26 protein-coding genes are annotated in these 26,481 nt (G+C 72.0%); 14 read left to right on the forward strand and 12 right to left on the reverse strand.

The features are described 5' to 3' along the window. Window positions 1-143 precede the first annotated feature (143 nt). Window positions 144-1,286, forward strand: coding sequence for an FAD-dependent monooxygenase (locus tag HD596_RS11385; protein WP_185069227.1), 1,143 nt, complete (start codon window positions 144-146; stop codon window positions 1,284-1,286). Window positions 1,287-1,319: 33 nt separating this feature from the next. Continuing rightward, entirely contained in the window at window positions 1,320-1,892 is a 573-nt protein-coding gene (locus tag HD596_RS11390) for a hypothetical protein (protein ID WP_185069228.1), read from the forward strand. Here HD596_RS11390 and HD596_RS11395 read toward each other — a convergent pair. Both HD596_RS11395 and HD596_RS11400 read right to left on the reverse strand, forming a co-directional pair. After that, window positions 1,882-2,700, reverse strand: a complete 819-nt coding sequence (locus HD596_RS11395) for an SAM-dependent methyltransferase (RefSeq protein ID WP_185069229.1) — start codon at window positions 2,698-2,700, stop codon at window positions 1,882-1,884. The genes HD596_RS11390 and HD596_RS11395 overlap by 11 nt on opposite strands. A 138-nt stretch (window positions 2,701-2,838) precedes the next feature. Next, entirely contained in the window at window positions 2,839-3,780 is a 942-nt protein-coding gene (locus HD596_RS11400; RefSeq protein WP_246554358.1) for an NAD(P)H-dependent flavin oxidoreductase, read from the reverse strand. Window positions 3,781-3,942: 162 nt separating this feature from the next. Here HD596_RS11400 and HD596_RS11405 point away from each other — a divergent pair, with 162 nt between their 5' ends. Further along, on the forward strand, window positions 3,943-4,128 hold the full coding sequence (locus tag HD596_RS11405) for a hypothetical protein (RefSeq protein WP_139629749.1): 186 nt from the start codon (window positions 3,943-3,945) through the stop codon (window positions 4,126-4,128). A 21-nt stretch (window positions 4,129-4,149) separates the two neighbouring features. Here HD596_RS11405 and HD596_RS11410 read toward each other — a convergent pair whose 3' ends face one another. After that, window positions 4,150-5,250 carry a serine hydrolase domain-containing protein gene (locus HD596_RS11410; RefSeq protein ID WP_185069231.1) on the reverse strand — a complete coding sequence of 367 codons (1,101 nt, stop codon included), beginning with the start codon at window positions 5,248-5,250 and terminating at the stop codon, window positions 4,150-4,152. A gap of 103 nt (window positions 5,251-5,353) precedes the next feature. Here HD596_RS11410 and HD596_RS11415 point away from each other — a divergent pair, with 103 nt between their 5' ends. Continuing rightward, a complete protein-coding gene (locus tag HD596_RS11415; RefSeq protein ID WP_185069232.1) occupies window positions 5,354-6,013 on the forward strand; it encodes a TetR/AcrR family transcriptional regulator in 660 nt (219 codons plus the stop codon). On the opposite strand, the gene HD596_RS11420 is transcribed toward HD596_RS11415, so the two are convergent. Next, window positions 5,994-6,782, reverse strand: coding sequence for an N-acetylmuramoyl-L-alanine amidase (locus HD596_RS11420; protein ID WP_185069233.1), 789 nt, complete (start codon window positions 6,780-6,782; stop codon window positions 5,994-5,996). The two genes, HD596_RS11415 and HD596_RS11420, sit on opposite strands and share 20 nt — an antisense overlap. Window positions 6,783-7,073: 291 nt before the next feature. Between HD596_RS11420 and HD596_RS11425 the strand changes: the two genes are divergently transcribed. The 9 genes from HD596_RS11425 (at window position 7,074) to HD596_RS11465 (ending at window position 17,011) form a co-directional block, all read left to right on the forward strand. Further along, complete coding sequence (locus HD596_RS11425; RefSeq protein WP_221519288.1) at window positions 7,074-7,667, forward strand: GNAT family N-acetyltransferase; 594 nt, start codon at window positions 7,074-7,076, stop codon at window positions 7,665-7,667. Between the two features lie 99 nt (window positions 7,668-7,766). After that, window positions 7,767-10,277: a glycoside hydrolase family 9 protein gene (locus HD596_RS11430; protein ID WP_185069234.1), complete on the forward strand. Its 2,511-nt coding sequence runs from the start codon at window positions 7,767-7,769 to the stop codon at window positions 10,275-10,277. 78 nt (window positions 10,278-10,355) lie between these two features. After that, the gene (locus tag HD596_RS11435) at window positions 10,356-10,676 is read left to right on the forward strand and encodes a PadR family transcriptional regulator (protein WP_185069235.1); all 321 of its coding nucleotides are present in this window, start codon (window positions 10,356-10,358) and stop codon (window positions 10,674-10,676) included. Next, window positions 10,673-11,584, forward strand: a complete 912-nt coding sequence (locus HD596_RS11440) for a hypothetical protein (RefSeq protein WP_185069236.1) — start codon at window positions 10,673-10,675, stop codon at window positions 11,582-11,584. The genes HD596_RS11435 and HD596_RS11440 overlap by 4 nt, the downstream gene beginning before the upstream one ends. A 34-nt stretch (window positions 11,585-11,618) precedes the next feature. Then, window positions 11,619-12,524, forward strand: coding sequence for a hypothetical protein (locus HD596_RS11445; RefSeq protein ID WP_185069237.1), 906 nt, complete (start codon window positions 11,619-11,621; stop codon window positions 12,522-12,524). A gap of 28 nt (window positions 12,525-12,552) precedes the next feature. After that, window positions 12,553-13,440 carry a hypothetical protein gene (locus tag HD596_RS11450; RefSeq protein ID WP_185069238.1) on the forward strand — a complete coding sequence of 296 codons (888 nt, stop codon included), beginning with the start codon at window positions 12,553-12,555 and terminating at the stop codon, window positions 13,438-13,440. Window positions 13,441-13,447: 7 nt separating this feature from the next. Continuing rightward, entirely contained in the window at window positions 13,448-15,163 is a 1,716-nt protein-coding gene (locus HD596_RS63695) for a peptidoglycan-binding protein (RefSeq protein ID WP_185069239.1), read from the forward strand. Further along, the gene (locus HD596_RS11460) at window positions 15,156-15,833 is read left to right on the forward strand and encodes an ABC transporter ATP-binding protein (RefSeq protein ID WP_185069240.1); all 678 of its coding nucleotides are present in this window, start codon (window positions 15,156-15,158) and stop codon (window positions 15,831-15,833) included. The genes HD596_RS63695 and HD596_RS11460 overlap by 8 nt, the downstream gene beginning before the upstream one ends. After that, window positions 15,833-17,011 (forward strand): ABC transporter permease, encoded by a 1,179-nt coding sequence (locus HD596_RS11465; RefSeq protein WP_185069241.1) that lies wholly within the window; start codon window positions 15,833-15,835, stop codon window positions 17,009-17,011. The genes HD596_RS11460 and HD596_RS11465 overlap by 1 nt, the downstream gene beginning before the upstream one ends. Here the strand turns inward: HD596_RS11465 and HD596_RS11470 are convergent. The 6 genes from HD596_RS11470 to HD596_RS11490 all read right to left on the reverse strand — a co-directional run bounded on the left by HD596_RS11470 (window position 17,004) and on the right by HD596_RS11490 (window position 23,048). Next, complete coding sequence (locus HD596_RS11470; RefSeq protein WP_185078416.1) at window positions 17,004-18,368, reverse strand: pyridoxal phosphate-dependent decarboxylase family protein; 1,365 nt, start codon at window positions 18,366-18,368, stop codon at window positions 17,004-17,006. The genes HD596_RS11465 and HD596_RS11470 overlap by 8 nt on opposite strands. Before the next feature lie 47 nt (window positions 18,369-18,415). Further along, complete coding sequence (locus HD596_RS11475; protein WP_185069242.1) at window positions 18,416-19,051, reverse strand: TetR/AcrR family transcriptional regulator; 636 nt, start codon at window positions 19,049-19,051, stop codon at window positions 18,416-18,418. Window positions 19,052-19,108: 57 nt separating this feature from the next. Continuing rightward, on the reverse strand, window positions 19,109-19,528 hold the full coding sequence (locus tag HD596_RS11480; RefSeq protein WP_185069243.1) for a hypothetical protein: 420 nt from the start codon (window positions 19,526-19,528) through the stop codon (window positions 19,109-19,111). Window positions 19,529-19,575: 47 nt separating this feature from the next. After that, window positions 19,576-20,481, reverse strand: coding sequence for a substrate-binding domain-containing protein (locus HD596_RS61605; RefSeq protein ID WP_246554360.1), 906 nt, complete (start codon window positions 20,479-20,481; stop codon window positions 19,576-19,578). Between the two features lie 11 nt (window positions 20,482-20,492). Continuing rightward, window positions 20,493-21,458: an ABC transporter permease gene (locus tag HD596_RS61610; RefSeq protein WP_313043628.1), complete on the reverse strand. Its 966-nt coding sequence runs from the start codon at window positions 21,456-21,458 to the stop codon at window positions 20,493-20,495. An 87-nt stretch (window positions 21,459-21,545) separates the two neighbouring features. Beyond that, window positions 21,546-23,048: a sugar ABC transporter ATP-binding protein gene (locus tag HD596_RS11490; RefSeq protein WP_185069244.1), complete on the reverse strand. Its 1,503-nt coding sequence runs from the start codon at window positions 23,046-23,048 to the stop codon at window positions 21,546-21,548. 89 nt (window positions 23,049-23,137) lie between these two features. Between HD596_RS11490 and HD596_RS11495 the strand changes: the two genes are divergently transcribed. Then, on the forward strand, window positions 23,138-24,112 hold the full coding sequence (locus HD596_RS11495) for a type 1 periplasmic-binding domain-containing protein (protein ID WP_185069245.1): 975 nt from the start codon (window positions 23,138-23,140) through the stop codon (window positions 24,110-24,112). A gap of 18 nt (window positions 24,113-24,130) precedes the next feature. Here the strand turns inward: HD596_RS11495 and HD596_RS11500 are convergent, their stop codons facing one another. Together HD596_RS11500 and HD596_RS11505 are read right to left on the reverse strand one after the other, a co-directional pair. Next, window positions 24,131-25,270 carry a monooxygenase gene (locus HD596_RS11500; RefSeq protein ID WP_185069246.1) on the reverse strand — a complete coding sequence of 380 codons (1,140 nt, stop codon included), beginning with the start codon at window positions 25,268-25,270 and terminating at the stop codon, window positions 24,131-24,133. 102 nt (window positions 25,271-25,372) lie between these two features. Beyond that, entirely contained in the window at window positions 25,373-26,464 is a 1,092-nt protein-coding gene (locus HD596_RS11505) for a tetratricopeptide repeat protein (RefSeq protein WP_185069247.1), read from the reverse strand. Window positions 26,465-26,481 lie beyond the last annotated feature (17 nt).

The raw sequence follows: 26,481 nt of genomic DNA on the forward strand, positions 1-26,481 counted from the left end.
GGGCGCCGGTCGGGGCGCCGGTCGGGGCGCCGGTCGGGGCGCCGGTCGGGGCGCCGGTCGGGGCGGCGGTCGCTGACGGGGGCCGGCCCGGTTGTCAGCCGACGGTCGCTCCGCTATCAGCGGCGCTCGCGAAGCTGACGGACATGAAGAACGCCAACGTCCTCATCTCCGGCGCCAGCATCGGCGGCCCCGCCCTCGCCCTCATGCTCTCCCGCTACGGCTTCAACGTCACCGTCGTCGAGAAGGCCCCGTCGCTGCGCCCCGGCGGCCAGGCCGTCGACTTCAAGGGCCACACTCACCGCACCGTCCTGACCCGCATGGGGGTGCTCAAGGACATCGAGGCGCTCCAGACCGGCGGCACCGACCAGGTGATCGTCGACGCGGACGGCCACAAGGTGGCGGTCATACCCGGCGAGTTCACCGGCGGCGAGATCGAGATCAAGCGCGGCGACCTGTCCAGGGTCTTCTACGAGAAGACCGCCGCGAGCTGCGAGTACGTCTTCGGCGACTCGATCACCTCGCTCACCGAGACCCCCGGCGGCGTGCACGTCACCTTCGAACGCTCCGCCCCCCGCACATTCGACCTGGTGGTGGGGGCGGACGGCATCCACTCCAACGTCCGCCGCCTCGCCTTCGGCCCCGAGGCCGACTACGTCAAGCACCTCGGCTACTACTACGCCCTGGTCGACGTCGAGGGGGACTTCGGCACGGTCTCGAAGATGTACAACGAGCCCGGCAGGATGGCCGCCGTCGGCGGGCCGAAGGCGCCCGCGTTCTTCGTCTTCGCCTCCGAGCGCCTCGACTACGACCGGTACGACATGCGGCAGCAGAAAAACCTGCTGACCCGCGCCTACGCCGGCATGGGCTGGCAGGGCCCGGCGCTCATGGAGGCGGTGCGCCGCTCCCCGGACGTCTACCTCGACTCCATCAGCCAGGCCTCCATCGACCGCTACAGCCAGGGCCGCGTGGTGCTGCTCGGCGACGCCGCGTACGGCAACACCCTGGCCGGCTTCGGCACGGGCCTGGCCGTGGTCGGCGCGTACGTGCTCGCGGGCGAGCTCAAGCGGGCCGGCGGCGATCACCGCGTGGCCTTCGCCCAGTACGAGGAGCAGTTGCGCGGATACGCCAAGATCGCCAAGAACGGCAACGCGGGCCCCTTCCTCGCCCCTCGCACCAGGAAGGGGATCCGGATGCGGAACTGGATCTTCAAGTACAACTTCCTGTTCGGTTGGATGATGAAGATGACCGACAAGTTCGCGAACGACATCGTCCTGAAGGAGTACTGAACTTTTTTCACATCTGTCACATCCAACCCACACATGAACAAGATTCAGCAGATTGCCGCCCTGTCCCTGCTGCCCGCCGCCGCGGCCCTGATCGCCCTGCCCGCCCAGGCCGCGGAACGCCCCACCTGCCCCGTCCCGACCAAGGCGGAGGCGAAGCGGTCGGCCGACAGCAAGATCGACAAGCCTGCCAGGGGCGCCACCGCCATCAAGGGGGTCCGCGTCAACCACATCCCGAAGGGCTTCACCTACGGCACGGTCGCCGTCAACAAGCACGACGGCATCACCGAGTACGGCTACCAGTGGTCCGACGACCGCGACGACGTGGACCGCAAGCACCGCTCACTCTGGGTCAGGGTCGTGTGCTGGCCGAAGGCGAGCAAGCCGGCGCAGCTCAAGAACGGGCCGTTCGACATCGGGACGTTCTCCGGCGACACCGAGACCGTGAAGATCGGCGGCCGTCAGGTGCTCACCCAGGAGGGCGACGGCGCGCTCGGCCACGGCCGGTACGCGGGCTGGGTCGAGCGCAAGGGAGTCGTCGTCACCGTGATGGCCAGCACGCCCCTCGTCCCCGAACTGTCGAAGATCATCGAGGGGATCAGGCTCTGAGCAGGCCGACCCCGCCGTCGATGCGGAGCTGCGGGGTGCCGTCCAGAAGGGGGATGTGGGGCTCGTCGTCGCCGAGGTGCCAGTCCTGGACGGGCACCAGGCCCGGCTCCATCAGCTCGAACCCGTCGAACAGCTCCAGCACCTCCTCCCGCGTCCGGAACCGCGCCTGCGCGGGGGTGCCGTGCGTCGCCATCGTGAGCTGGGCGATCGCCTCCTGAGCGCTCTCCGCCATCGCGTGGGTGGCCACCAGACAGCTGCCCGGCACCATGCGCTTCCTGAAGGCGGACACGATGCCGCCGGGGTCCTCCTCGTCCATCACGTAGTGGAGCACCCCGACCATCAGCACGCACACCGGCTGCTCGAAGTCGATCAGGCCGGTGACGCTGGGGTCGGAGAGGACGTCGTCGGGGCGGCGCAGATCCGCCTGGATGCTGGCGATGCCCGGCGAGTCGGCGAGCAGCACCTGCGCGTGCAGCCGCACCACGGGGTCGTAGTCCACGTAGACCACCCGGCAGGCCGGGTTCACCGAGCGGACGGTCTCGTGGATGCTGGGCGAGGTCGGGATGCCGGTGCCCAGGTCGATGAACTGCCGCAGGCCCTGCTTCGCCAGATGGCGGACGGCCTCGACCTGGAACTTACGGTTGGCCCTGGCCACCAGGCGGGTGTCCGGGGCGACCGCGAGAAGCTTCTCCGCCACTGCCCGATCGACCGCGAGGTTGTCCTTGCCGCCGAGCAGATAGTCGTACACCCGGGCGGAGCTGGGGACCGTGGGGTCCACACCGGGCGGAACGCGTTCTAGCTCGGTCACTGGGGGCCGTCTCCTTCCACGCGTGCGACTCCGAACGTCATACTACTCGGCAGTCCCGCACGTAATAGGGCATATTCAGCAGGCCCCCTTCAGCCGGGCCAGGATACCGAACAGAACAGGTTCTCGCCTGCCCGCCGATCAGGAGAAGCGGGTCAGGAGCCCCTCGGCGGCGGCGAAGCCGGCGACCACGTCGGCCGCCGTGCGCCGCTCGCGCACCATCCCCACGGCCTGCCCGGCGTAGATGCAGGCCGTGTCGAAGTCGCCTTCGGCCCGCGCCGCCGCCAGCCGGGCCGGGGCGTCGTCGTCCGCGGCCAGCTCGTCCTCCCGCCCCGCCCACTGGTCGAAGAACGCGTTGCGCAGCGCCCGCCCGCCGAACTCGGGCGGCCAGTCCAGGCGCTGGGCGATGTCGAACACCCGCCCGTACGCGGTGCCCGTCTCCTCGGCCGCCAGCAGGCGCTCGGTGGCCGCCGCCGAGAGGGCCGTCTCCGCACACCCCATGAAGGCCGTCCCCACCCAGGCCCCGGCGGCGCCGGCGGCCAGCACGGCGGCGAGCCCGCGCGCGGTCGAGATGCCGCCCGCCGCCAGCACCGGGACGCTCACCGCGTCGAGCACGCTCTGCAGCAGCGGCAGCGTGCCCACCGCGTCGCGCCCGTGACCGCCCGCCTCGGCCCCGCGCGCCACGACCGCGTCCACCCCGGCCTGCTCGGCCGCGCGGGCCTCGTCGGTCGTGCCCGCCTGGGTGACGACCGTGATGCCCGCCTGCCGCAGCTCCTCCACATAACGTGCGTACGGCCCGAAGCTCACCGAGACGAGCGTGGGCCGCAGCTCGAGCACGGCGTCGAACTGGGCCGGGTTGCCGGTCAGCGCCCAGGCCATGAGCCCGATCCCGTACGGACCGCCGCTCGCGACTGCGGCCTCCTTGGTGATCCACTCTCCCGTGGCCGCGCCGGCGACCCCGATCATGCCGAGCGCGCCCGCCTCGGAGACGGCGGCGGCCAGCCGGCCCGCGCCCACCCCCGCCATCGGCGCCCCCACCACGGGCACCGCCAGGCCGAACCGTTCGGTAAGCCATGTGCGCAAGGTCATCCCCCCTAGAAAACCCCTGTTGAGGCCAGTCTTCCACGGCCTTCCCGACCCCTGGACCGGAAAATAGAGCCGGATGACCGATGCGCTCGCGGCACACACCTGTGCATCCTGGTGGGGAACGGCTTTCGTTCCGCAGCGGAGAGGAGTCACGAGCGCATGGACAACGCGGCAGGCCGCCCGACCGTGGTCTTGGACAATGGCGTGGTCGGCAGGGTCATGCTGGCTCATCCCTCCAGGCGCGACCTCGTGCTCGTGCTCGGCATGGACGGCACCCTGCTCAGCTGCCAGCTCGACGACATCGCCTGCGTGGTCGGGGGCAAGCCCCTCTGCCGCGACGGCTGACCGGCGGGCCCCGACAGCACTCTAGGCACTGGTCACGATGCCGCCGATCAGGCTCGCGGCCGCGAAGTCGTTGGTGAGCCGGTTCTTGGTGAGCGCGAACGCGGTGCCGGTCGCCGTGTCGGCCCAGGCCGCGCTGCCGCCCGCGCCGGGCACCCCGAACACCGTCGGGCTCGCCTCGGCGGTCGAGCCGGGGCCGCCGATGCCGTACCCGAGCCCCCAGGTCGTCGGCATGCCGAACACCTCGTCGACCCCGCTGGAGGCGACCGCCGTCACCTCGCGCAGCCGCTCGGGCGAGATCAGCCGCGTCCCGTCCACCTCGCCGAGCAGCGCGGCGTACATGCGCGCGATGGCCCGGGCCGAGGTCTTGCCGCCCGCCGGGATGTCGGAGGACAGGTAGTCGGCGCGGTTGCCCAGCTCGGCGGTCGGCATCAGCGTCAACGGCCCCGCCTTGAACATCGGCAGGTCCGCCGGCATCTCGCCCCACGCCGCCGGGTCCACCGGCGCGTCCTCCAGCCTGGCCAGCCGGTGGTGCTCGGTCTCCGGCATCCCGAAGTAGAGCTCGTCCGCCACGCCCAGCGGGCCCGCCACGTCCTCCAGCAGCACCTGCGAGATGGGCTTGCCGGTGACCCGCCGGACGATCTCGCCGACCAGGAATCCGAACGTGTACGCGTGGTAGCCCACCTTCGTGCCCGGCTCCCACCACAGCTCGGCGTCCTCCAGCGCGGCGACCATCTTGTCCCAGTCGCAGACGTCCTCCGGCGTGGTGTCGAGCGGCACGCCCGGCACGCCCGCCGTGTGCGACAGCACGTGCCGTACGGTCACGCCCTGCTTGCCGTGCCGCCCGAACTCCGGCCACAGCTCCGCCACGGGGGTGTCGTAACCGAACAGGCCGCGCTCGGCCAGCACGTGGGCCACGGTCGCGGTGGCGCCCTTGCCGATCGAGAAGTTGTAGAAGGGCGTGTCAGCCGTGACGGGCCGCCCGGTCCCGGGGTCGGCCACGCCCGCCACCACGTCCACCACCTGGATGCCGTCCCGGTAGACGGCCACCTGGAGCCCGCGCTCCGCGCCCGACTCGACGAGCCTGTCGGCGGCTTCCTGCACCTGCTGCTGGAGATCACTCATGAGGGGTTCTGTCCTTTTCACTGTGAGAACTAGACGGTACCGTACTCACATTGGTACGGAACTGTCTAGTACTGTGTTTCCGTCGAAGGGCGAAGGGATGGGCATGGCACCGGAAGAGGACGGCCGCACGGCACGCAAGCGCAGGCAGATCATGGATGCGGCCCGGCCGGTGTTCCTGCGCAACGGCTACGTGGGCGCGAGCATGGACGAGGTGGCGGCGCTGGCGGCGGTCTCGAAGCAGACCGTCTACAAGCACTTCACCGACAAGGAGCAGCTGTTCACGAGCATCATCCTCGACACGACGACCCAGGTCGACGGGCTGGCCAAGCTCATCACCGCGGCCCTCGACGACAGCGAGGACCTGGCCGAGGACCTGGGCGAGCTGGCCCGCCAGTTCCTCGGCGCGCTCATGCGGCCCGACGTGCTCCGCCTGCGCCGGCTGGTGATCGCCGAGGCCGACCGGTTCCCCGACCTCGGCCGCACCTGGTACCAGCAGGGCTTCGAGCGCTCGCTGGAGACCCTGGCCGCCGCCTTCGAACGCCTCGCCGGCCGCGGCCTGCTCCGCCTGGACGACGCCGAGCTGGCCGCCCAGCACTTCGTGGGCCTGCTGCTGTGGATCCCGGTGAACAAGGTCATGTTCTGGGGCGGCGGCGACCACTACACCGAGGCCGACCTCGAACGGCTCTCCGAGGCCGCCGTCGCCGCGTTCCTGCGCGCGTACGGGGCCTCCCCGACCGGCAGGGCTAGGTCAGATATCTCCTGAGCCCGGCGGCCAGGGCGACGGCCATGCGCTCGCGGAAGCCGGGGTCGGACATCTTGGCCGCGTCGCCGCGGTTGCGCATGTTGCCGCACTCGATGAACACCGCCGGGCGCACGGAGAGGTTGAGCCCGCCCAGGTCGGTGCGGGTCTGCAGCCCGTCAACCCCGGTGTAGGTGGCGTACGGCAGGCCCGTGCCGTCCCGGTAGGCGTTCCTGATGTCCACCCCGAGCCGCCGGGACGGCTTGATGATCTGGTCGTTGTGCCCGGAGACCAGCCCCGGCATGATCACGTGGAAGCCGTGCCCGCTCGGCACGGCGCCGTCGCCGTGGATCGACAGGACCGCGTCCGCCCTGGCGTCGTTGCCGATGGCGGCCCGCTCGGTGACGCACGGGCCGACGCCCTTGTCGTCGGGCCTGGTGAGCACGACCTTGGCGCCCAGCTTCTCCAGGATCGGCTTGAGCCGGTTGGCGACGTCCCAGGTGAAGGCGTGCTCCGGGTATCCGGCGTTGGTCTGCGTGCCGGTCGTGTTGCAGGGCTTCCTGCCGGTGATGATGTCGACCTGCCGGTTGATCTCCGCGGGGTGCGCGGCGTTGCCGCCGTTGTGGCCGGGGTCGATCACCACGATCTTGCCCGCGAGCGCGCCGGGCGTCCGGCCGGGGGACGGCGTCGCGGGCAGCGCCGCCTCCTGTGCGGCGGGCACGGCGCCGCCGCACGCGGTGGCCAAGGCGGCCAGCGTGACGACCCACGCGAATCCGGTCCGGTACGCGCACATGATCCCGACCGTACCGGCTGCCGTGCGGCAAACCCAAGACCCGCCTGACCTGCGCGTTCGTGTCGCGGCTCGGGCTCGACCCGCTGGCGCGGCCCGCCCCGCTCGCGCCGGCCGTGATGGTCTGTCCGGCGGTGACGAACTTCGCGGCGCCGCGCGACGTACCTGAGGGTGATCCGCTGACCTGGATTCTGCCTGAGGTTTACGGGGTATCTGCGGTAATTGGGGTGATATGGGCGCCAAGGCGGCGACCGCCCAGGACGGCGTACGACGATGACGAGAGGAGCCTGGGCGATGAAGCAGCAGACGTGGGCGATGCGGCCGGTCATCCGCCACGCGACGGCGGACGACGCGGGACGGGTGGCGGAGCTCATCGCGACCGCGTTCTCCGGGCTGAGGGTGGTGCACTACCTCGTGCCGGAGCGCAGGGAGCGGCACCGGGTCATGACCGCCAACTTCCGGATCCTCGTGGACCACGCCGTCGAGCACGGGGAGATCCACCTCATCGACGACGGGCCCGCGGTCGCGGTCTGGTTCCCGCGCACCGCGCCGCTGCCCCAGCCGGCCGACTACGACCGGCGCCTGGCCGAGACGACGGGCGAGTGGGCCGATCGCTTCCGCGCGCTCGACGCGCTGTCCGAGGCGAACCATCCGGCGGAGCCGTACCACCATCTGGCCTTCCTGGCGGTCCACCCGGACCGCCAGAACGAGGGGCTGGGCTCGGCGCTGCTGCGCTACCACCACGCGCGGCTGGGCGGCGTGCCCGCGTATCTGGAGGCCAGCGACCCGCGCAACCGGGACCTGTACGCCCGCCACGGCTACCGGCAGGGTGAGCCGTTCGCGCTGCCGGACGGGACGCTGTTCTGGCCGATGCGGCGCCCGGCCTGAAAGTTTCAGAGTTTCCGCAGGCCGTTGACGGGACGGCGCCGGGAAAGGAGGATCGGAGGGCTCCGATTGGGAGCGCTCCCATCCCCCCTAAGGACCTCCATGACCCGAAGCCGGGCCGCCTTACTGGCCCTCCTCACCATGGTCGCCCTGTCCCCCGCCACGACGGCACTGGCGGACGAGGGACCCGAGCAGATCGTCAACGGCACCTTCGACTCCGGCACCGCCCCCTGGTGGAGCACCGCCAACACCACCCTCGCCATAGACGCGGGCCGGCTCTGCGCCGACATCCCCGGCGGCACCGCCAACCCGTGGGACGTGATCATCGGCCAGAACGACATCCCGCTGGTGGCCGGCGACACGTACGCGTACCGGTTCAGCGCCTCGGCGACCCCCGCCAAGGTCGGCAAGGCGCTGATCCAGCTCCCGGTGGACCCGTGGACGCAGTACCTGTCGGCGAACCCGGAGCTGAGCGTCTCGGGCAACGACTACTCCTACACGTTCACCGCCCCCGTGTCGCTGCCGAACTCCCAGGTCGTCTTCCAACTGGGCGGCAGCGCCGAGCCTTGGAGGTTCTGCATGGACGACGTGTCGCTCAAAGGCGGCGCCGACCCCGAGGTGTACGAGCCCGACACGGGCCCGCGCGTCCGCGTGAACATGGTCGGCTACCTCCCCCAGGGCCCCAAGAACGCCACCGTGGTCACCGCCGCGACCACGGCCCTGGACTGGGAGCTCAAGAACGCCGACAAGCAGACGGTCGCCAAGGGCCGGACCACCCCCAGAGGCGTGGACGCCAGCTCCGGCCAGAACGTTCACACGCTCGACTTCGGCTCCTACCGCAAACCCGGCAAGGACTACACGCTGACGGTCGACGGCGAGACGAGCCGGCCGTTCGACATCGCCTCGGACATCTACGACCAGCTCCCCACGGACGCGCTGAAGTTCTACTACACCCAGCGCAGCGGCATCGAGATCCTCGACAGCCTCAGGCCCGGCTACGGCCGCCCCGCCGGCCACGCCGGCGTCGCGCCGAACCAGGGCGACGCGAGCGTCCCGTGCCAGCCCGGCGTCTGCGACTACTCGCTCGACGTCAAGGGCGGCTGGTACGACGCCGGCGACCACGGCAAGTACGTCGTCAACGGCGGCATCTCGGTCTACCAGCTCATGGCCGCGTACGAGCGGGACAAGGCGGCCTTCAAGGACGGCCAGCTCGCCATCCCGGAGAGCGGCAACGGCCGGCCGGACATCCTGGACGAGGCCCGCTGGGAGCAGGAGTTCCTGCTGAGCATGCAGGTGCCGGAGGGCAAGCCGTTCGCGGGCATGGCCCACCACAAGATCCACGACCGGAACTGGACGGGCCTGCCGCTGCTGCCGCACCTGGACCCGCAGCCGCGCGAGCTGCACCCCACCTCCACGGCCGCCACGCTCAACCTCGCGGCCACGGCGGCCCAGGCGGCCAGGCTGTTCGCCCCGTACGACCCGGCGTTCGCGGCCAGGAACCTCAAGGCCGCCCGCAGGGCGTGGGCCGCGGCCAAGGCCAACCCGGCCAGGTACGCCGACCCGAACGACGGCACCGGCGGCGGCGCCTACAACGACGCCGACGTGAGCGACGAGTTCTACTGGGCGGCGGCGGAGCTGTTCATCACGACGGGCGAGAAGGAGTTCAAGGACTTCGTGCTGGCCTCGCCGCACCACACGGGCGACATCTGGCGTGACCGGGGCTTCGACTGGGGCAACACCGCCCAGCTCGGCCGCCTCGACCTGGCCACGGTGCCCAACACCCTGCCCGACCGGGCGCGGGTGCGGCAGTCCGTGGTGGAGGGGGCCGAGAAGTATCTGGCGGTCCAGCGGGCGCACCCGTACGGGCTGCCGTACAACCCGCCGGACTTCGACTGGGGCTCGAACAACCTGGTGCTGAACAACCTGGTCGTCCTGGCCACGGCGTACGACCTGACCGGCCACGAGAAGTATCGCGCGGCCGTGCGCGAGGGCATGGACTACATTCTCGGCCGCAACGCGCTCAACCAGTCGTACGTGACCGGCTACGGCGAGGTCGCCTCGCGCAACCAGCACAGCCGCTGGTACGCCCACCAGCTCGACCCGGCGCTGCCCAACCCGCCGCGCGGCACGCTGGCCGGCGGCCCGAACTCCGGCATCCAGGACCCGCTCGCGCAGCGGCTGCTGAAGGGGTGCAAGCCGCAGTTCTGCTACATCGACGACATCGAGTCGTGGGCCACCAACGAGCTGACCATCAACTGGAACTCCCCGCTGGCCTGGGTCTCCGCGTTCCTGGCCGACAAGAGCGGGCGGTCCGACTGCCGGGTGCGCTACACGGCGCACGGCTCGGGCACGTTCACCGGCCAGATCGTGATCGAGAACACCGGCAGGCAGAGCGTGGACGGCTGGACCCTGCGCTGGTCCTTCCCGGGCGGCCAGCGCGTCCGGCAGGACTGGGGCGCGGCGCTGTCGCAGTCCGGCCCGGTGGTGACGGCCAGGAGCGCCGGAAAGATCAAGCCGGGCAGGTCCGTGACGTTCGGCTTCGTGGCCACGAACCCCTCGGGCCCCAACCCGTCCCCCGAGGTCTTCCACCTCAACGGCGAGCGCTGCGGGTGACCCGCCCGCCCGGCGGCCTCTCCACGAGGGGCCGCCGGGCGTTGCGAACGCTCCGTTGAACGGAATACTGTCAACCCCATGCCCAGGGGAACCTCCGAAGTCAGCGAGCCGATGTTCTTCGTGCTCGCCGCCCTACGCGCCGGCCCGCTGCACGGCCACGCGATCAGCAAGTCGATCAAAGAGCTGTCGGCCGGCCGGGTCCAGCCGTCGGTCGGCACCCTCTACGGCATCCTGGAGCGCCTGAACGAGCGGGGCGTGATCACCGTGGACCGGGAGGAGACGGTCAACGGCCGGAACAGGCGCTACTTCCGGATCACCGACGAGGGACAGTCCCTGGTCGAGGCCGAGGCCAGACGCATGCAGCAGGCCGCCTCCCTCGTGCTGCGCCCCATCACATGACCGCTACCGTGCCCCAGCCCATGACGGCCCTCGAACGGCGCTACCGCCGGCTGCTGCTGGCCTACCCGAGGCAGTATCGCGCGGCGCACGGCGACGAGCTGCTCGAAGTCCTGCTGGAGTCGGCCGACCCCGGCAGGAACGTCCCGGTGCTCAGGGAGGTGTGGGGTCTGCTGGTGGGCGGCGTGCGTAGCCGCATCGTCCACTTGGCGACGGGCAGCGCGTGGGAGGACGGCGTGCACCTGGGCATCACGGCCGTGGCCGCCGCGAACCTGGCGGAGCTGCTGCCCTACGCGGGCGCGGTGCCGCTGTGGACGCTGCTGTCGGCGCTGGCACTGCTGGCCGTCCTGCGCGGCCGGCTGGCGGTGGCGTTCCCGGTCACGCTCGTCGCGGGCGTGAAGGCGGTCGCGGTCGCGGGTGGCTGGCAGGCGTTCGAGCCGACGCTGCTGCCGGTGTACCCGTCGGCCCTCACCGGGCGGGCCCTGTTCGAGGACAGCAGCCCCTTCGCCGTGGCCTGCGCGTACGCGGTGGTGCTGCTCGGGCTGCTGGTGCTCATGTCGAGAAGGCGGCAGCCGCCGCGGATCCGGTCGTGGTGGTGGCCGGCGGCCGTCGTGGCCGTCGCGTGGGCGGGCCCTCGGTGGATGGAGCAGGACACGATGTTCCCGATCAGCCTGAGCCGGATCGTGGCGGAGGCGGCGGCGTTCGGGCTGGCCATAGCGGGCTGCTACCTGGCGCGCGACCACCGGTGGGCGCTCGCGTCGGGCATCTACCTGCTGGTGAGATCGGTCGAGCTGACCGTCCACGCCGATGCCCTGTCCAGGCAGCACCTGGCCTACTGGGGCTTGCTGACCGTGCTGGCCCTCGGGGCCGCTTCCGTGCCGTTCCGGAGGCGGCGGCACTGCCTGGATTGACCATGCTCCGTTAAACGGAGTATGGTCTCCCGCCATGACGAGGAAGACGCTGCCTACCGCGCTGCTCGCCCTTGCCGTCCTCTGCGGCTGCGGGGGCGCCGCAGAGACCGCCGCCACCCCGCCGTCCCCCAGCGCGGCGACGGCGGCGGCCAAGGACAAGAAGCACCAGCTGGAAGCGGCCAAGGCCGACTGCATGAAGCAGAAGGGCTTCAAGTACGTCGCGTGGGTGCGGCCGGAGCCGCCCCAGAGCGACGAGGACCGCCGCCGGGACGCGGGCGACTACCAGGCCATGCGGAAATATCGCGAAAAATACGGCTTTGAGGTCTTCGCCGAGTACATCTACCCCAAGGAGCTGAACGCCCCGGCGGCCCAGGGGGAAAGCCCCGATCAAGACCCGAACATGAAGATCCAAGGGGCGCTCTCGGAGGCCCAGCTGGGCGCGTACCACAAAGCCAAGGACGCCTGCATGGCCACGGCGGGCAAGCAGGTCCTCGGCGTGACCCTGAAGTCGAGCCTCGACTACTACAACCAGATAGCCCTGACGAGGAAGCGCGCGACCGCCACCACGATCGACACCGACCCCAAGCTGGTGGAGCTGGCCACCGCCATGGCCACCTGCCTGAAGGGCAAGGGCTACGCCGTCACCGACACCACGCCGACGGCCCTGGCGAAACGCGGCCGGGACGTGTTCACCGCCCAGCAGGACAAGCTGGGCCGCGAGCAGGACGACACCGTGCCCGACATCGCGCCTCCGGCGAAGAAGGGCGAGAACCAGCCGATCCACATGCCGTCGCTCACCGCCGAGCAGGCCCGGCCCTACCTGGCCAAGGAGATCAAGGCCGCGCTCGACGACCTGGAGTGCGGCAAGGACTTCTACCCGGTCTTCGCGCCACGCAAGTCGGCGATCGACGCGCAGGTCAGGGCCCAGTTCGCCTACTGACAGCCCTGAACGGAGGACGGACTTCGCCATGCTCACCAGATTCACCATGACCGCCACCGCTCTGCTGGCGCTGGCCGCGCTCTCGGGCTGCGGGGGCGTCACCGAGAGCGCCGCGCCCTCGCCCAGCTCGACCGCCGCGGGCAAGGAGGTCCAGCTCGAGGCGGCCAAGGCCGACTGCATGAAGCAGAAGGGCTTCAAGTACGTCGCGTACGTGACGCCGCACGAGCCGGCCACCGAGGACGACAAGAGCCGCGTAGCTGGCAACTACCAGGCAATGCAGAAATATCGCGAAAAATACGGCTTCGGGGTCTTCGCCGAGTACATCTACCCCGACACCTTCAACACCCAGGCCGGCAGCCCCGAGAACAACCCGAACGGGAAGATCCAGTCGTCGCTGTCCAAGGCGCAGCTGCAGGCGTACCGGAAGGCGATGGACGCCTGCCAGGTCTCGGCGGCCAACAAGGTTCTCGGCCTGAAGCTGAAGTCGACGGAAGACTTCTACGAAGCGCAGTTCAAGGCCTCCGTCCGGGCCCGCAAGGACAAGCTGAACACCGACCCCGAGCTGGTCGAGCTGGCCACCGCCATGGCCACCTGCCTGAAGGGCAAGGGCTACGCCGTCGGCGACACCGCGCCGGTCGCCATGTCCGATCAAGGACAGAGGACGTGGCAGCTCAAGCAGGACAAGCTGGGCCGGGAGCAGATGGACGACGTGCCCGACGTCGCTCCCCCAGCCGAGGACGACAAGGTGCCGATGTACTACGTCCCGACGCTCACCCCCGAGCAGGCCAGGCCGTACCTGACCAAGGAGATCAGGCAGGCGCTGGACGATCTGGAGTGCGGCAAGGACTTCTACCGCGCCTACCTGCCGAAGGAACTGTCGGTCCAACGGCAGGTCAGCGCCCAGTTCGGCATGTGACCAGCTCATGAAGTCACCGCGCAAGCTCCTCACCGGCGTCGTCGCCGGAGTAGTGATCATCGCGGGCGCCGGCTGGGCCGTGGGCTCCCGGCTGCGCTCCCCCGCCGACGAGGCGGCTCGCCGCGCCGCGCCGCGGGCCTCGCTCGTCACCGCCGCCGTCGAGCGCCGCAAGCTCGTCAGCACCGTCGTGGTCAGCGGCACGCTGGAGTACGGCTCGCCCCTGCCGGTCACCCTGGCCGGGGCGGTCGGCGGCACGTCCGAGCAGCAGCGGGCCACCCGGGCGCCGCGCCAGGGCCGGCTCGCGGAGGGCGCGGTCTTCCTGGAGGTCAACGGCCGCCCGGTGTTCGCGCTGCGCGGGTCCGTACCGATGCACCGCACGATCGCCCCCGGCAGCAAGGGGGACGACGTCAAGCAGCTCCAGCGGGCGCTGCGCAGGCTGGGGTACGGCGGTCCCGTCTCCGGCGTGTTCGACCGGGCCACGATCGCCGCCGTCACCCGCATGTACACGAAGAAGGGGTACGAGGCGCAGCAGCCGACGCTGACCGACCGGCAGGCGTACGACACGCTGCGCAAGGCCGTACAGACCGCCCAGGAGACCCTCGCCGCCGAGAAGAAGGCGCTGGACCAGGGGCGCGACGTGCTGCCGATCAAGATGAGGCTGGCCAACGCCAAGGCGGACCTGAAGGCGGCCGAGCGTGCCCTCCGGGAGGCCGAGGCCCGGCTGGTGACGCCGGAGGACGAGACCAGGATGGCGGCGGCCGAGGCGGCCGTGCGCGCGGCGCAGGAGAAACTCGTGGAGGCCGAGCAGGCGCTGGCCGAGGCCAGGAGGCAGCCCACGCCGGCGGCCACCGCCACCGCCACCCCCCAGCCCACGGCCTCCACCGACACGAGCCTGCTGGAGCTGCGGGTCCAGAACGCCCAGGCCGACCTGGCGGCGGCCCTGGAGGCGCGCGAGCGGGTCGCGGAGGAGGCGCGGCAGGCCAGGGAGAAGAGCCTGGTGGAGCTGCGCAGGGCCGTGCGGACCGCGAAGGAGGCCAGGGCCACCGCCGAGCAGGCGCTGCGCCAGGCCAGGCAGCTCTCCCCGACCAGGCTCAAGGTGGCCAACGCCGGTAAGGACGTGGCGGCGGCCAAGGGGATGCTGGCCGAGTTCGCGCGCACGTACGGGACCTCCATCCCGCCCGGCGAGGTGGTGTTCCTGCCGAAGCTGCCCGCCCGGGTGCGCAAGGTCTCGGTCAAGCAGGGGCAGCAGGTCGAGAAGGAGGTCGCCACGGTGACCAGCTCGGCGTTCACGGTGACGGGGTCGGTGGAGGCGACGGAGGCCGAACTGCTGCGCACGGGCATGGAGGCGGCCATCGAGCTCGACACGGGCAAGACGTACAAGGCGCGCCTCACCGCGATCGGCGAGCAGGCCAAGGTGCCCGGCGCCGAGGAGGCCAAGGACGGGTCGGAGCCCGTCCTGATCACGCCCGCCTCGATGAAGGGGCTCAAGCCGGGCACGGCGGTGACGGCGCGGGTGACGGTGGGGGCGACCAAGGAGCCGGTGCTGGTCGTGCCGGTGGCGGCCGTGATCACGGGGGCGGACGGGAGGGCCCGGGTACGGGTCGAGTACGCCACGGACCGGACCAGGGACGTCGAGGTGCGCACGGGCCTGACCGCCGACGGGAACGTCCAGGTCGCCGGCGCGCTCAAGGAGGGCGACCGGGTGGTGGTCAGCGGTGCCTGAGCCGGTGATCTCGCTGGCGGAGGTCAGCAGGGAGTTCGCCGCCGAACCGCCGGTCCGGGCGCTCGACCGCGTCACGCTCCGGGTGGAACGGGGCGACTACCTGGCCATCGTCGGCCCGTCGGGCTCCGGCAAGTCGACCCTCCTGAACGTGCTCGGCCTGCTCGACCGCCCCAGCTCGGGCAGCTACCGCCTCGACGGCACGGAGACCACCACCCTGCGCGACGGGGCCAGGACCAGGTTGCGCGGCGACCGGATCGGCTTCGTCTTCCAGTCCTTCCACCTGCTCTCCCACCGCAGCGTGGTCGAGAACGTCATGCTCGCCGAGATCTACGGTCGGCATGCGCGTAGGAGCAGGCGGGAGCGGGCCCTGGCGGCGCTGGAACGAGTCGGCCTCGGCCACCGGACCGGGTTCGCGCCCGACCGGCTGTCCGGGGGCGAGCGCCAGCGCACGGCCATCGCCAGGGCCCTCATGGGCGAGCCGTCCCTGCTGCTGTGCGACGAGCCCACGGGCAACCTCGACAGCCGCAACACCGAATCGGTGCTCGACCTGTTCGACGAGCTGCGGGGGCAGGGGATGACGATCGTGGTCATCACCCACGAGCAGGAGGTCAGCGAGCGGGCCGGGCGCCGGGTGCGGATCACCGACGGCGTGCTGGTGGAGGAGGAGTGATGCACGTACGGGACCTGCTCGGGGAGGCCGTGGCCGGCATGCTCGCCCGGCCGGTGCGCTCGGCGCTCACCACGCTCGGGACCGTGCTCGGCATCACCACGCTGGTCATCACGCTCGGCGTGGCCGCCACCGCGGGCAACCAGATCGTCGGCCGCTTCGACGCGCTGGTGGCCACGGCCGTCACGGTGGAGGTGCCGGAGTCGCCGAACGCGCCGCTCGTGGAGTGGGACGCGATCGACCGGCTGACCAGGCTGCGCGGCGTCGAGTCCGCCGCCGCGCTGGCCGAGTCGGACGACAGCGCGAACCTGTCGGTGCGCTCCAACGACATCGTGGACCCGACCAGGGTCACCGCGCAGTCGTTGACCGTGCTGGCCGCGACGACCGGGCTGCCCGAGGCGGCGCGCGGCCGGATGGTGCAGGGCAGGTTCTACGACCTCGGGCACATCGAGCGGCGCGACCGGGTGGCGGTGATCGGCGACCAGGCGGCCAAGCTGCTCGGTGTAGGACGCCTCGACCGGGCGCCGGCCATCTTCATCGGCAAGCACGCGTACACGGTCATCGGCATCCTGGGCGATCTGCGCCGCGAGCGGAACCTGAGCACCGCCGTGTTCGTGCCGCCCACGGTGGGCAGGCAGTTCGGGCTGCGGGACGTCACCAGGGTGCTGGTCAACACGAGCCTGGGCGCGGCGGACCTGGTGGCCCGGCAGGCGCCGACCGCGCTCAGCCCGGGGAACGGCGACATGCTGCAGGTGGTCGCCCCGCCCAGCCCCACCAGGGCGCGTGACCAGGCGCAGGACGACGTCAACGCGCTCTTCCTGATCCTCGGCCTGGTCTCGCTCGTGGTCGGCGCGGTCGGCATCGCGAACGTCACCCTCGTCACCGTCATGGAACGCGTGCCGGAGATCGGCCTGCGCCGCTCGCTCGGGGCGGCCAGGCGGCACATCGCCGCGCAGTTCCTGCTGGAGTCGACGCTGATCGGCCTCGCGGGCGGCGTGATCGGCGCCAGCCTGGGCGTCGTCACGGTGGTCGCGGTGTCGGCCGCCAAGCAGTGGACGCCGCTGCTGGACGTGCGCCTGGCCGTCGCGGCGCCGGTGGCCGGAGCCCTGGTGGGCCTGCTGGCCGGGCTGTACCCGGCGCTGCGGGCGGCCAGGATGGAGCCGGTGGACGCGCTCAGGTAGCGTAGACGGCCGACAGGAACCGTACGAGCACCGCCTCCCTGGCGGCCGCGGGCAGCGCGTCCAGGATCGCGTTGACCGTCGCCATCTCCGGCTGCCCCGCCTCCGGCCGCAGGTCCACCCCCACGGAGGAGGCCAGCGCGGCGAAGTCCGCCTCGCCGAGCGCCTCCAGGTCCGTGGCCGCCACCAGCTCGACCAGCCCTTCGGGCAGCACGACGGGCCCCCGCTCCCGGGCGGCCTCGGCCGACTCGGCGATCACCTTCAGCATGTCCTCGACCCCCGCCAGCGTCACCCCGGTGACCGTGATGTGCAGGTTGGCCGGGATCCCGGCGTACGAGAGCTGCGGCTGCAGGAACCAGCCCCGCGCCCGCGCCTCGTCCGCCAGCACGAACACGTCGATCCCGTCCCCGGCGAACGCCACCAGCGACGACTCCGGCTCGCCGAGCACCCGCAGCCCGGGGATCCGCGCGAGCCCTTCGCGCAGCTTGACCGTCGCCTCCAGGGTCGCCCGGCCCAGCTCCAGGTAGCCCTCCTCACCGAGCGCCTGCAGCGTGGCCCAGGCGCCGCCGAGCGGCCCGGCCGACCTGGAGCTCTGCACGGTCGCGTTGACGATCGTGTAGCCGGGCCAGGCGGCGGAGGCGAAGTACGCCTTGCGCCGCATCGCGGGATCGGCGAAGAGCACGACCGAGGCGCCCTTGGGGGCGTACCCGAACTTGTGCAGGTCGCACGAGAGCGAGGTGACGCCCGGCACGGACAGGTCGAACGGCGGGACCGCCGCGCCCGCCGCGCGCAGCCACGGCAGCAGCCACCCGCCGACGCAGGCGTCCACGTGGCACGGCACGCCCGCCGCCGCGGCCACGGCGGCGACCTCCTCGACCGGGTCGATCACGCCTTGGGGGTAGGAGGGCGCGGAGGCGACGACCATGATCGTGTTCTCGTCGATCGCGTCCGCCACGTCGCGCGCCCGCACCTTGTACGTCTCCAGGTCCACCGGGACGGCGACGACCTCGACGCCGAGATAGTGGGCCGCCTTGTGGAAGGCGGGGTGGGCGCTCACGGCGAGCACCAGGTTCGGGCTGGCCTTACCCGCGGCGTCGCGGGCGGCCTTGACCGCCAGCATGATCGACTCGGTGCCGCCGCTGGTGAAGATGCCGTGGCCGCCGCCGAGCAGATCCGCGACCGCGCCGACGACCTGCCGCTCCATCTCGACCACGCTGGGGAACGCGGTCGGGTCGAGGCAGTTCACCTCCAGCATCTCGGCGTACGCCCGCGCCGCCGCCTCGTGGACCTCGGCCCGGCCGGTGTCGTAGACGTAGGCCGTCACCTGGCCGCCGCGCACGGGTAAGTCGCGCGACCTCATCCTGGCCACCTCGGCCAGCAGCTCCTCGGTGGTCCTCGCTCTGGGGTTCACGTGGGCTCCTTCGTGCGGGGGTCGCCGGGCAGGCCGAGCGTGCGGTGGACGCTCAGGTGCAGATGGGAGCGGAAGCGGCGCAGGGCGGCCCGATCGCCGGCGGCCCTGCGGCGGCCCTCCGCGTCCAGCACGCCGCCCTTGGCGAACCCGTGCACGGACCAGATGACCGTCCACATCGCGTACTCGAGATCGACCTGCTCGTCGATCAGCCCGGCCTCGACCGCGGGCCGGACGGCGGCGGTCACCGAGGCCACCAGCGGCTGCACGTACTCGCGCTCCAGCTCGGTGATGTCGCTGGCGTCGGAGAGCCAGCGGTGCATCCACAGGGCGGGCACCTCGGGGTTGTCCACGCAGAAGTCGAGGTAGTCGTCCAGCAGCCGGTGGATGGCCGCGACGGGGTCGTCACCGGGCAGCCGGGCGAGCGCCAGGTCCAGGGCCGCCTTCTCCGCCCGGTGCGCGCGCTCCATGACGGCCAGGTACAGCTCGCGCTTGCCACCGACGTGGTAGTTGACGGTGGCGATGTTCATCCCCGCCGCCTCGGCGATCTGGCGCGTGGAGGTGCCGTCGAAGCCGAGCGCGGCGAACAGGTGGGTCGCGGCCTTGAGGATCAGGTTGACCGGTCCGCTGTCCATGCGGCCGAAGGTAGTACCACCCTTACCTTTCGGTCAATCACTTGATGGAGAGCCGGCTCAGTCCGGCGCCCAGTACTTCACCATGATCTTGTCGAGCTGCTGCACGACCGGTTGCCAGCTCGGCGGCAGCGTGTAGCGGCTCACGCGGTGCTTCTTATAAACAAGCGTGTACTTGAGGAAGTCCGCCCCCTGCGGGGTGGCCTCGGACCGCCCGAGCTTCAGCCCCTTGAGGGACGTGCGCAGCCTGCGCTCCTCCTTCCCGGTCAGGCACTTGTCGACGGTCGGCCCCGTACGGTGGCTGAGCCGCACGCAGCCGTTCGCGTACACGACCACATGGTCGTTCAGCCCCGCGAAGCCGCCTTGCTTCCAGTAGTCGATCAGCACCTTCTTCGGCGCGACGGCCGCCTGCGCCGGGGCCTGGACCGCGGACACGGTGAGGGCCGGCAGGAGCACCGGCACGAGCACGATTCGCCACATCTTCTTCACACCTCCTTGGACGGATGGGAGCGCCGAACGGCTCAGTCTCAGCCGAACTGGTCGGCGTTCTCCTTGGTGGCCGGCTTCACGGGCACGGCCACCGCCTTCGGGAGGTCCTCCCCCTTGGCGGCCTTCACCGCGGCGTCCACCGCCTGCTGCCCCAGCAGCCTGGGCTGCTGGGCGACGGTGGCGGAGAGCGTGCCGGCCCGGACCGCCTTGATCGCGTCGGGCGTGCCGTCGAACCCGACCACCTTGACCTGCCCCCCGGCCCGGCCCCCCAGGGCCTTGACCGCGCCCAGGGCCATCTCGTCGTTCTCGGCGAACACGCCGGCGAGGCCGGGATGCGACTGGATCAGGTTCGTCATGACGTCCAGGCCCTTGGTCCGGTCGAAGTCCGCCGGCTGCCGGGCCACGACCTTGATCTCCGGGTACGCGGCGATGCCCTCGGCGAACCCCCTGCCGCGGTCGCGGGAGGCGGAGGTGCCCGGCACGCCCTGGAGCACGGCCACGCTCCCCTTCTCGCCGAGCAGCTTTGCCAGCTCCTGGGCGGCGAGCCGCCCGCCGGCCACGTTGTCGGAGGCCACGGTCTGGGCCACCTCGGCGCCGTTGACGCCGCGGTCGGCGGCGATCACCGGGATCGCGGCCCGGTCGGCCGCCTTGACCGCGGGGGCGGCCGCGTCGGAGTCGACCGGGTTGATGATGATCGCCTTCATGTTCTGGCTGGTGAAGTTCTGGACCTGGTTCACCTGCTGCGACGGGTCGTTCTGGGCGTCGGTGACGGTCAGCCTGGCGCCCAGCTTCTTGGCCTCGGCCTGCGCGCCGTCCCGGAACTGCACGAAGTACGGGTTGTTCAGCGTCGACACCGACAGGCCGATCTTGACGTCGCCCGTGGCTCCCCCGCCGCCGCACGCGGCCAGGCCGGCCAGCGCGACCCCCGCTATCAGCATGCGCATGATCTCTCCCCCTAAGTGGTTCCCCTGCGCCGCAGGGTGTCGACGAGCACCGCCAGGGCGATGACCACACCGATCACGACCTGCTGCCAGAACGCCGAGACCGACAGCAGGTTCAGGCCGTTGCGCAGGACGGCCAGGATGAGCGCGCCGACGAACGTGCCGAGCGCCCTGCCCTTCCCCCCGGACAGGCTGGCGCCGCCGATCACGACGGCCGCGATGGCGTCGAGCTCGTACCCGGCCGCGGCCTGCGGCTGCGCCGAGGCCAGGCGGCTGGCCAGCACGATCCCGGCCACCGCCGCGAAGCCGCCGGACAGCGCGTACGTGATCAGCTTCTGGCGGCCGACCTTGATGCCCGACAGGCGGGCGGCCTCCTCGTTGCCGCCGATGGCGTACATGGCGCGGCCCGCGTACGTGCGGTTGAGCATCACGGCGGCGATCACCCCCATGACCACCATCACGATCACGGGGACCGGCAGGACTCCGCCGGCCGTGTCGCCCAGGTGCGAGACGGCCTCCGGCATCGGGATCGGGCTGCCCTGCGAGATGACCAGGGCCAGGCCGCGGGCGATGCCGAGCATGGCCAGCGTGGCGATGAACGGCGGCAGCCTGCCGTACGCGATGAGGACCGCGTTGACCAGCCCGCACGCCACCCCGACCAGGAGGGACAGCAGGGTGGCCGGTGGCCACGGCAGGCCGGCGACGGTGGCGGTCCAGGCCAGGACGATCGCGGAGAGCGCCGCGACCGAGCCCACGGACAGGTCGATGCCGCCCGTCACGATCACGAACGTCTGCCCGAACGCGAGGATCGCGGTGACGGCGGCCTGGACGCCGACGTTGAGCAGGTTCGTCACGCTCAGGAAGTCGGGCGACAGCAGCGACAGCGCCACGACCAGCACCACGAGCGCCGCCAGCGCGCCGTTCTCGGCGAACCAGGCGGCCGCCGGCGACCGGCGGCCCGGGAGCGCGTCACTCGGCACGGGAACCCTCCACCTCTGACCGGCGGCCCAGGAGCGCATCACTCGGCACGGGAACCCTCCACCTCTGACCGGCGGCCCAGGAGCGCATCACTCGGCATGGGAACCCTCCACCTCCGCGACGGCCAGGGCCATCACGTCGTCCTGCGTGGCCCCGGCCGCGCGCAGCTCGCCGACGAGCCGCCCCCGCGCCATGACCAGGATCCGGTCGCTCATCCCGAGGACCTCCGGCAGGTCGCTGGAGACCATCAGCACGGCGTCCCCCTCGGCCGTGAGCTCGTTGACCAGTTCGTAGATCTCGACCTTGGCGCCGACGTCGATGCCGCGCGTCGGCTCGTCGAGGATGAGCACGCGGGCGTCGGCCACCAGCCACTTGCCGATGACGACCTTCTGCTGGTTGCCGCCGGAGAGCGTGCGCACCTCCTGGTCCAGCCCGGCCATCCGGATGCCGAGCCGCTCGGCCGCCTTCGCGGCGGCCGAGCGCAACCTGGCACGATCCACGAAACCGGCCCTGGTGGCGTCGCGCATGGTGACCAGGCCGAGGTTCTCGGCGACGCCCGCCTGCGGCACCAGGCCCTGGCCCTTGCGGTCCTCGGGCACGAGGCCGAGCCCGGCCTCCATGGCGGCGTGCACGTCGCCGGGCGGCAGCCGCGTCCCCCGCACGGTGACCTCGCCCTCGTCGTAACGGTCGGCCCCGAACACCGCCCGCACCACCTCCGTACGGCCCGCGCCCACGAGCCCGGCCATCCCGACCACCTCGCCGGCCCGCACCTCGAACGACACGTCGCCGAACGCGCCCCTGCGGGTCAGCCCGGACACCTCGAGCAGCGGTTTGCCCCGCCTGGGCAGCCGCCGCGGGTACTGCCGGCCGACGGGCCGCCCGACCATGAGGGCGACCAGCTCGTCCCTGCTGGTGTCCGCGGGGACCCGGGCCACGGACCTGCCGTCGCGCAGCACGGTCACCCGGTCGCCGATCTCGGCGATCTCCTCCAGGTGATGGGTGATGAACACGACCGCCACGCCCTCGTCGCGCAGCTGCCGCACGATCGCGAACAGCCGGGCGACCTCGCCCGTGGTGAGCACGGCCGTGGGCTCGTCCATGATCAGCACCCGGGCGTCCAGGGCCAGCGCCTTGGCGATCTCGATCATCTGCATGCGCGCGATGCCCAGCCCGGCGACCGGCGTACGCGGGTGCACGTCCACGCCGACCCGCTCCAGCAGCCCCCTGGCCTGCTGCTCCATGCGCCCGGTGGCCACGAACCCGAACCTGCGCGGCGGGCGGCCGAGCGCGAGGTTCTCCGCGACCGTGAGCTGGGGGACGAGGTTGAACTCCTGGTAGATGGTGGAGATCCCCAGCCGCTGCGCGTCGCCCGCGGTGCGGAGGTGCACCGGGCGGCCGTCCATCAGGATGCGGCCCGCGTCGGGGTGGCAGGCGCCGGAGAGGACCTTGATCAGCGTGCTCTTGCCCGCGCCGTTCTCGCCCAGCAGGACGTGCACCTCGCCGGTGCGCAGGCCCAGGTCCACGCCGTCGAGGGCGACCACGCCGGGGAAGGTCTTGCGCAGCCCCTCGGCCTTGAGAATCTCCTCGCTCACGTGGTGGTCCCTATCCGCTCACGAGGCCCGCGAACCACTGAAAGCCCAGGTCAGGGTTATTGCCTTGCTGAGTGGGGAGTGAAAATGGGATGACGTCCTCGCGCCTGCGCATCGGGGTGCCCGTCTCCCTGTCGGGCAAGCACGCCCGTTTCGGCGGGCAGGTCCGGCTCGGCCTCGAAGTCTGGCAGTCCTTCCACCCGGCCGTGGAGCTGATCGTCGAGGACGACCACAGCGAGCCCCGCTCCCTGGACGTCGTGCTCCCCCGGCTGGCGGGGCAGTGCGACCTGCTGCTGGGGCCGTACTCCACGCAGCTCATGCGGCGGGCGGGGCGCATCGGCGCGGCGCTCGACATGCTGATCTGGAACCACGGCGGTTCGGGCGACGACGTGCAGGCGGCCAACCCGGGGCACGTGGTCTCCGTCCAGACGCCGGCCGGCCGGTACGCCGAGCCGTTCGTGCGCCGGCTCGCGGAGAGCGGCGACCGCAGCCCGCTGCGGATCGTGAGCGGCAAGGGGCGCTTCGCCCTGCAGGTCGCGGAGGGCGCCGCGCGGGCCGCGCACGCGGTGGGCATCCCGGTGGTCTTCGGCGGGCCGGTGGACGACTCCTGGAATCTCTTCTGCGCCGGGGCCTTCGACGAGGACGTCGAGGTGGTCAGGCGGGCCGGGCGCGCCCGCACCATCTGCGCCGTGGCCGCCGGGGTGCGGGAGTTCGGCGCGGCCGTCGGCGACCCGCGCGGGATCTACGGCGTCGGCCAGTGGTTCCCCGGCGGCGGGGGCGAGGTGGCCTTCGGGCTGTCCGAGCGGGAGTTCGTGGCGGCCTACGAGAGGCGGACCGGGGTGCCGCCGAACTACATCGCGGTCCAGGGGGTCGCCGCGGCGATCATCGCGACGCACTGCGCCGCCCGGGCGGGTGGCACCGGGCGGGCGGAGCTGTGGTCGGCCGCCGCCGGCCTGGAGGCGGCGACCCTGTTCGGCGACTTCGCGATCGACCCGGGCACCGGGCTCCAGACCGGCCACCGGGCGGTGCTCACCCGATGGGAGAGCCAGGGGCCCGTGGCCGCCTGATGCCAGGCGGCTCCGGGGTCAGGTGGCTCCGGGGGTCACGATGGCGATGCCCAGGCACATCTCGTCACTGGTCCCGTCGCCCCACACCACGTACCGGGGCGGCAGCTTCCGCAGCTGGGGCAGCTGGGCGCGCAGGCCCGCGTCGTGCGTGCAGGTCACCCGTACGACGTCGCCCTTGCTGACCGTGACGGGCTCGGGCAGGACCCGCAGCGACTGGTCGTCGAAGTTGTACTCGGGCACGTCCAGGAGCGTCCGCGCCTTCGGCGTGCCGGGGTTGAGCTCGACCTTGATGGCGCGGCCGAGCAGGTGCATGTGGCCCGCCATGGCGTGGACCGTGGCGGTGCCCTCGACGGGCATGTCACAGTGCTGGGTCGGCCCCGGCTTGCTCGGGCCGCAGTACTTGGCGAGGAGCGCCACCTGGTCCTTCAGCTCCTCGCCGAACCTGGCGCCGACGTCCTTGACCGCGGCGGCCCGGTCGCAGAGCGGCCCCGACTCCTGCGGCGTGCACGGAAGCTCGACCGGCGCCTGGAACAGGGCGGTCTCCAAGGGCCGCAGGGACTGGTCCGTCACGCGGAGGCGGATGCCCGAGCGGTCGGTGCCCGGCTTGCCCGCCACGCCCAGCAGGTTGTAGTGGACCTGCATGACCAGCCGGCTGCCCGGCGGCAGCTCGTAGCCGTACCTGGGGTCGAGCAGCGTCTCGCTGGTGCCGGGGGCCCAGTGCGCCACCCATGAGGAGTCGCCGACGCCGTCGTCGCCGAAGCACGTCCAGCCCTGGCCGGGGGTGCGCTGGTCGATCTCGCGCGCCTTGGCGGCGTGCTCGGGGTCGATCCTGAAGAAGATCGCGTGGTGGACGAGGTCGAGGTTCTGGGGCTGGAACTGGGCGCCGGTCAGGAAGACCTTGCTCGCCGGCTTGGGGTCGATGAGGAAGCAGCGGTAGTCGTCCGTGCCGCCGTTGGGCGGGTTCGGCGTGTACGGCTCCGCCATCGTCAGGTTGACGAACCGTTCACCGGCCCGCAGCGGGACCGCCGCGACCGTGGCCTTGGCCGCGTGCCCGGTGTGACCCGGGTGACCGGCCGGCGTGGTGGTGCTCCGGGCGCCGCACGAGGCGAGCAGAACGACCGCGAAGAGCAGGGCGGCCGTCCGGGCGAGTCGATTCATACCTCAACACTCGCCCGGGAAGCGGCCCCGGGCATCCTGCCACGGGACGTTTCCGTTCGCCCCGTGGTAGGACTCCGGCATCCGACCTGAGTCGACACCGGGCTAGCCGGCGAGCTCCTCCAGCTGCTCGGGGGTGGCGCCGAGGCGCTCCGCCTCGGGCACCAGGGCGGCCACCTCGTCGCCGCGGCCCTCCTGCCTGAGCATCTCCGCGTACGCGTAGACGGCGCTCAGCCAGCCCGCGGCGATGCTCTCCTTGAAGTGCTCCTCGGCCGCCTTGGTGGCCCCGCGGCTCTGGTAGATCAGCGCCAGCTCCTCGTGCGCGGCGTTGGAGCCGTCCTCGACCGCCTGGTTGAGGTGCCCGACCGCCTCGTCCACCCGGTCGTTGGCCGCGAGGAACTCGCCGTAGTAGTAGTGGGCGCCCTCCTCGTCCTCTTCCAGGCCCGCCTGGAAGTCGGCCTCCGCCGCCTCCGTCTCGCCCTGGTCGGCCAGGAACCTGGCCCGCGTGACGTGCGCGTTCGGCACCCCGTCCGTCACGGCGCGGTCGTAGAGCGCGCGGGCCGCCTCCGTGTCGCCCATCTGCTCCTCGGCCGCGGCCAGCTTCAGCAGCGCCGTGGACCCGCTCTGGTCGCCGATCTCCAGGCCCTTGCGCAGCCACGCGGCGGCCGCCTCCGGGTCGCCGCGGTCGAGCTCCAGCCCGCCCAGGTTGCTGTACGCCAGCGCGTCGCCCTGCTCGGCGGCCCGGCGGAGCAGCTGCTCGGCCTCCTCCTGGCGGGAGTCGTCCTCGCTGAGGAAGGAGCCGAAGTCGTTCAGCGCCCCGCGCTCCCCGCGCTCGACCGCCTTCCGGTACCACGCCTCGGCGCGCTCGCGGTCGCCCACGGCGTCGGCCCAGATGGTGGCGGCGCGCAGCGCCCGGTCCGCCTGCTCCTGGAGCAGGGCGGCCTCCGCGCCGCGCCCGGTCTCCACGAGCAGGTCGGAGAGCCAGTCGAGGGCGTCCGGCTCGCCCTTGGCCAGGGCCTCGCGCAGCACGGACTCGGCCGCCTCGTCCTGCCCGAGGTGGAACAGCATCTCGCCGTGGCGCGTCGCCGCCCCGGGCACCCCCTGCCGCGCGGCCTCGGCGTAGAGGGCGGCGGCCGCCTCCAGGTCGTCCTCCTCAGCCAGCCGGTCGGCCCTGGCGAGCAGATCGTCAACGCTCACGTCGCACCTCCCGGATG

The sequence above is a fragment of the Nonomuraea jabiensis genome (genome assembly GCF_014204795.1).
Classification (GTDB): Bacteria; Actinomycetota; Actinomycetes; order Streptosporangiales; family Streptosporangiaceae; genus Nonomuraea; species Nonomuraea jabiensis.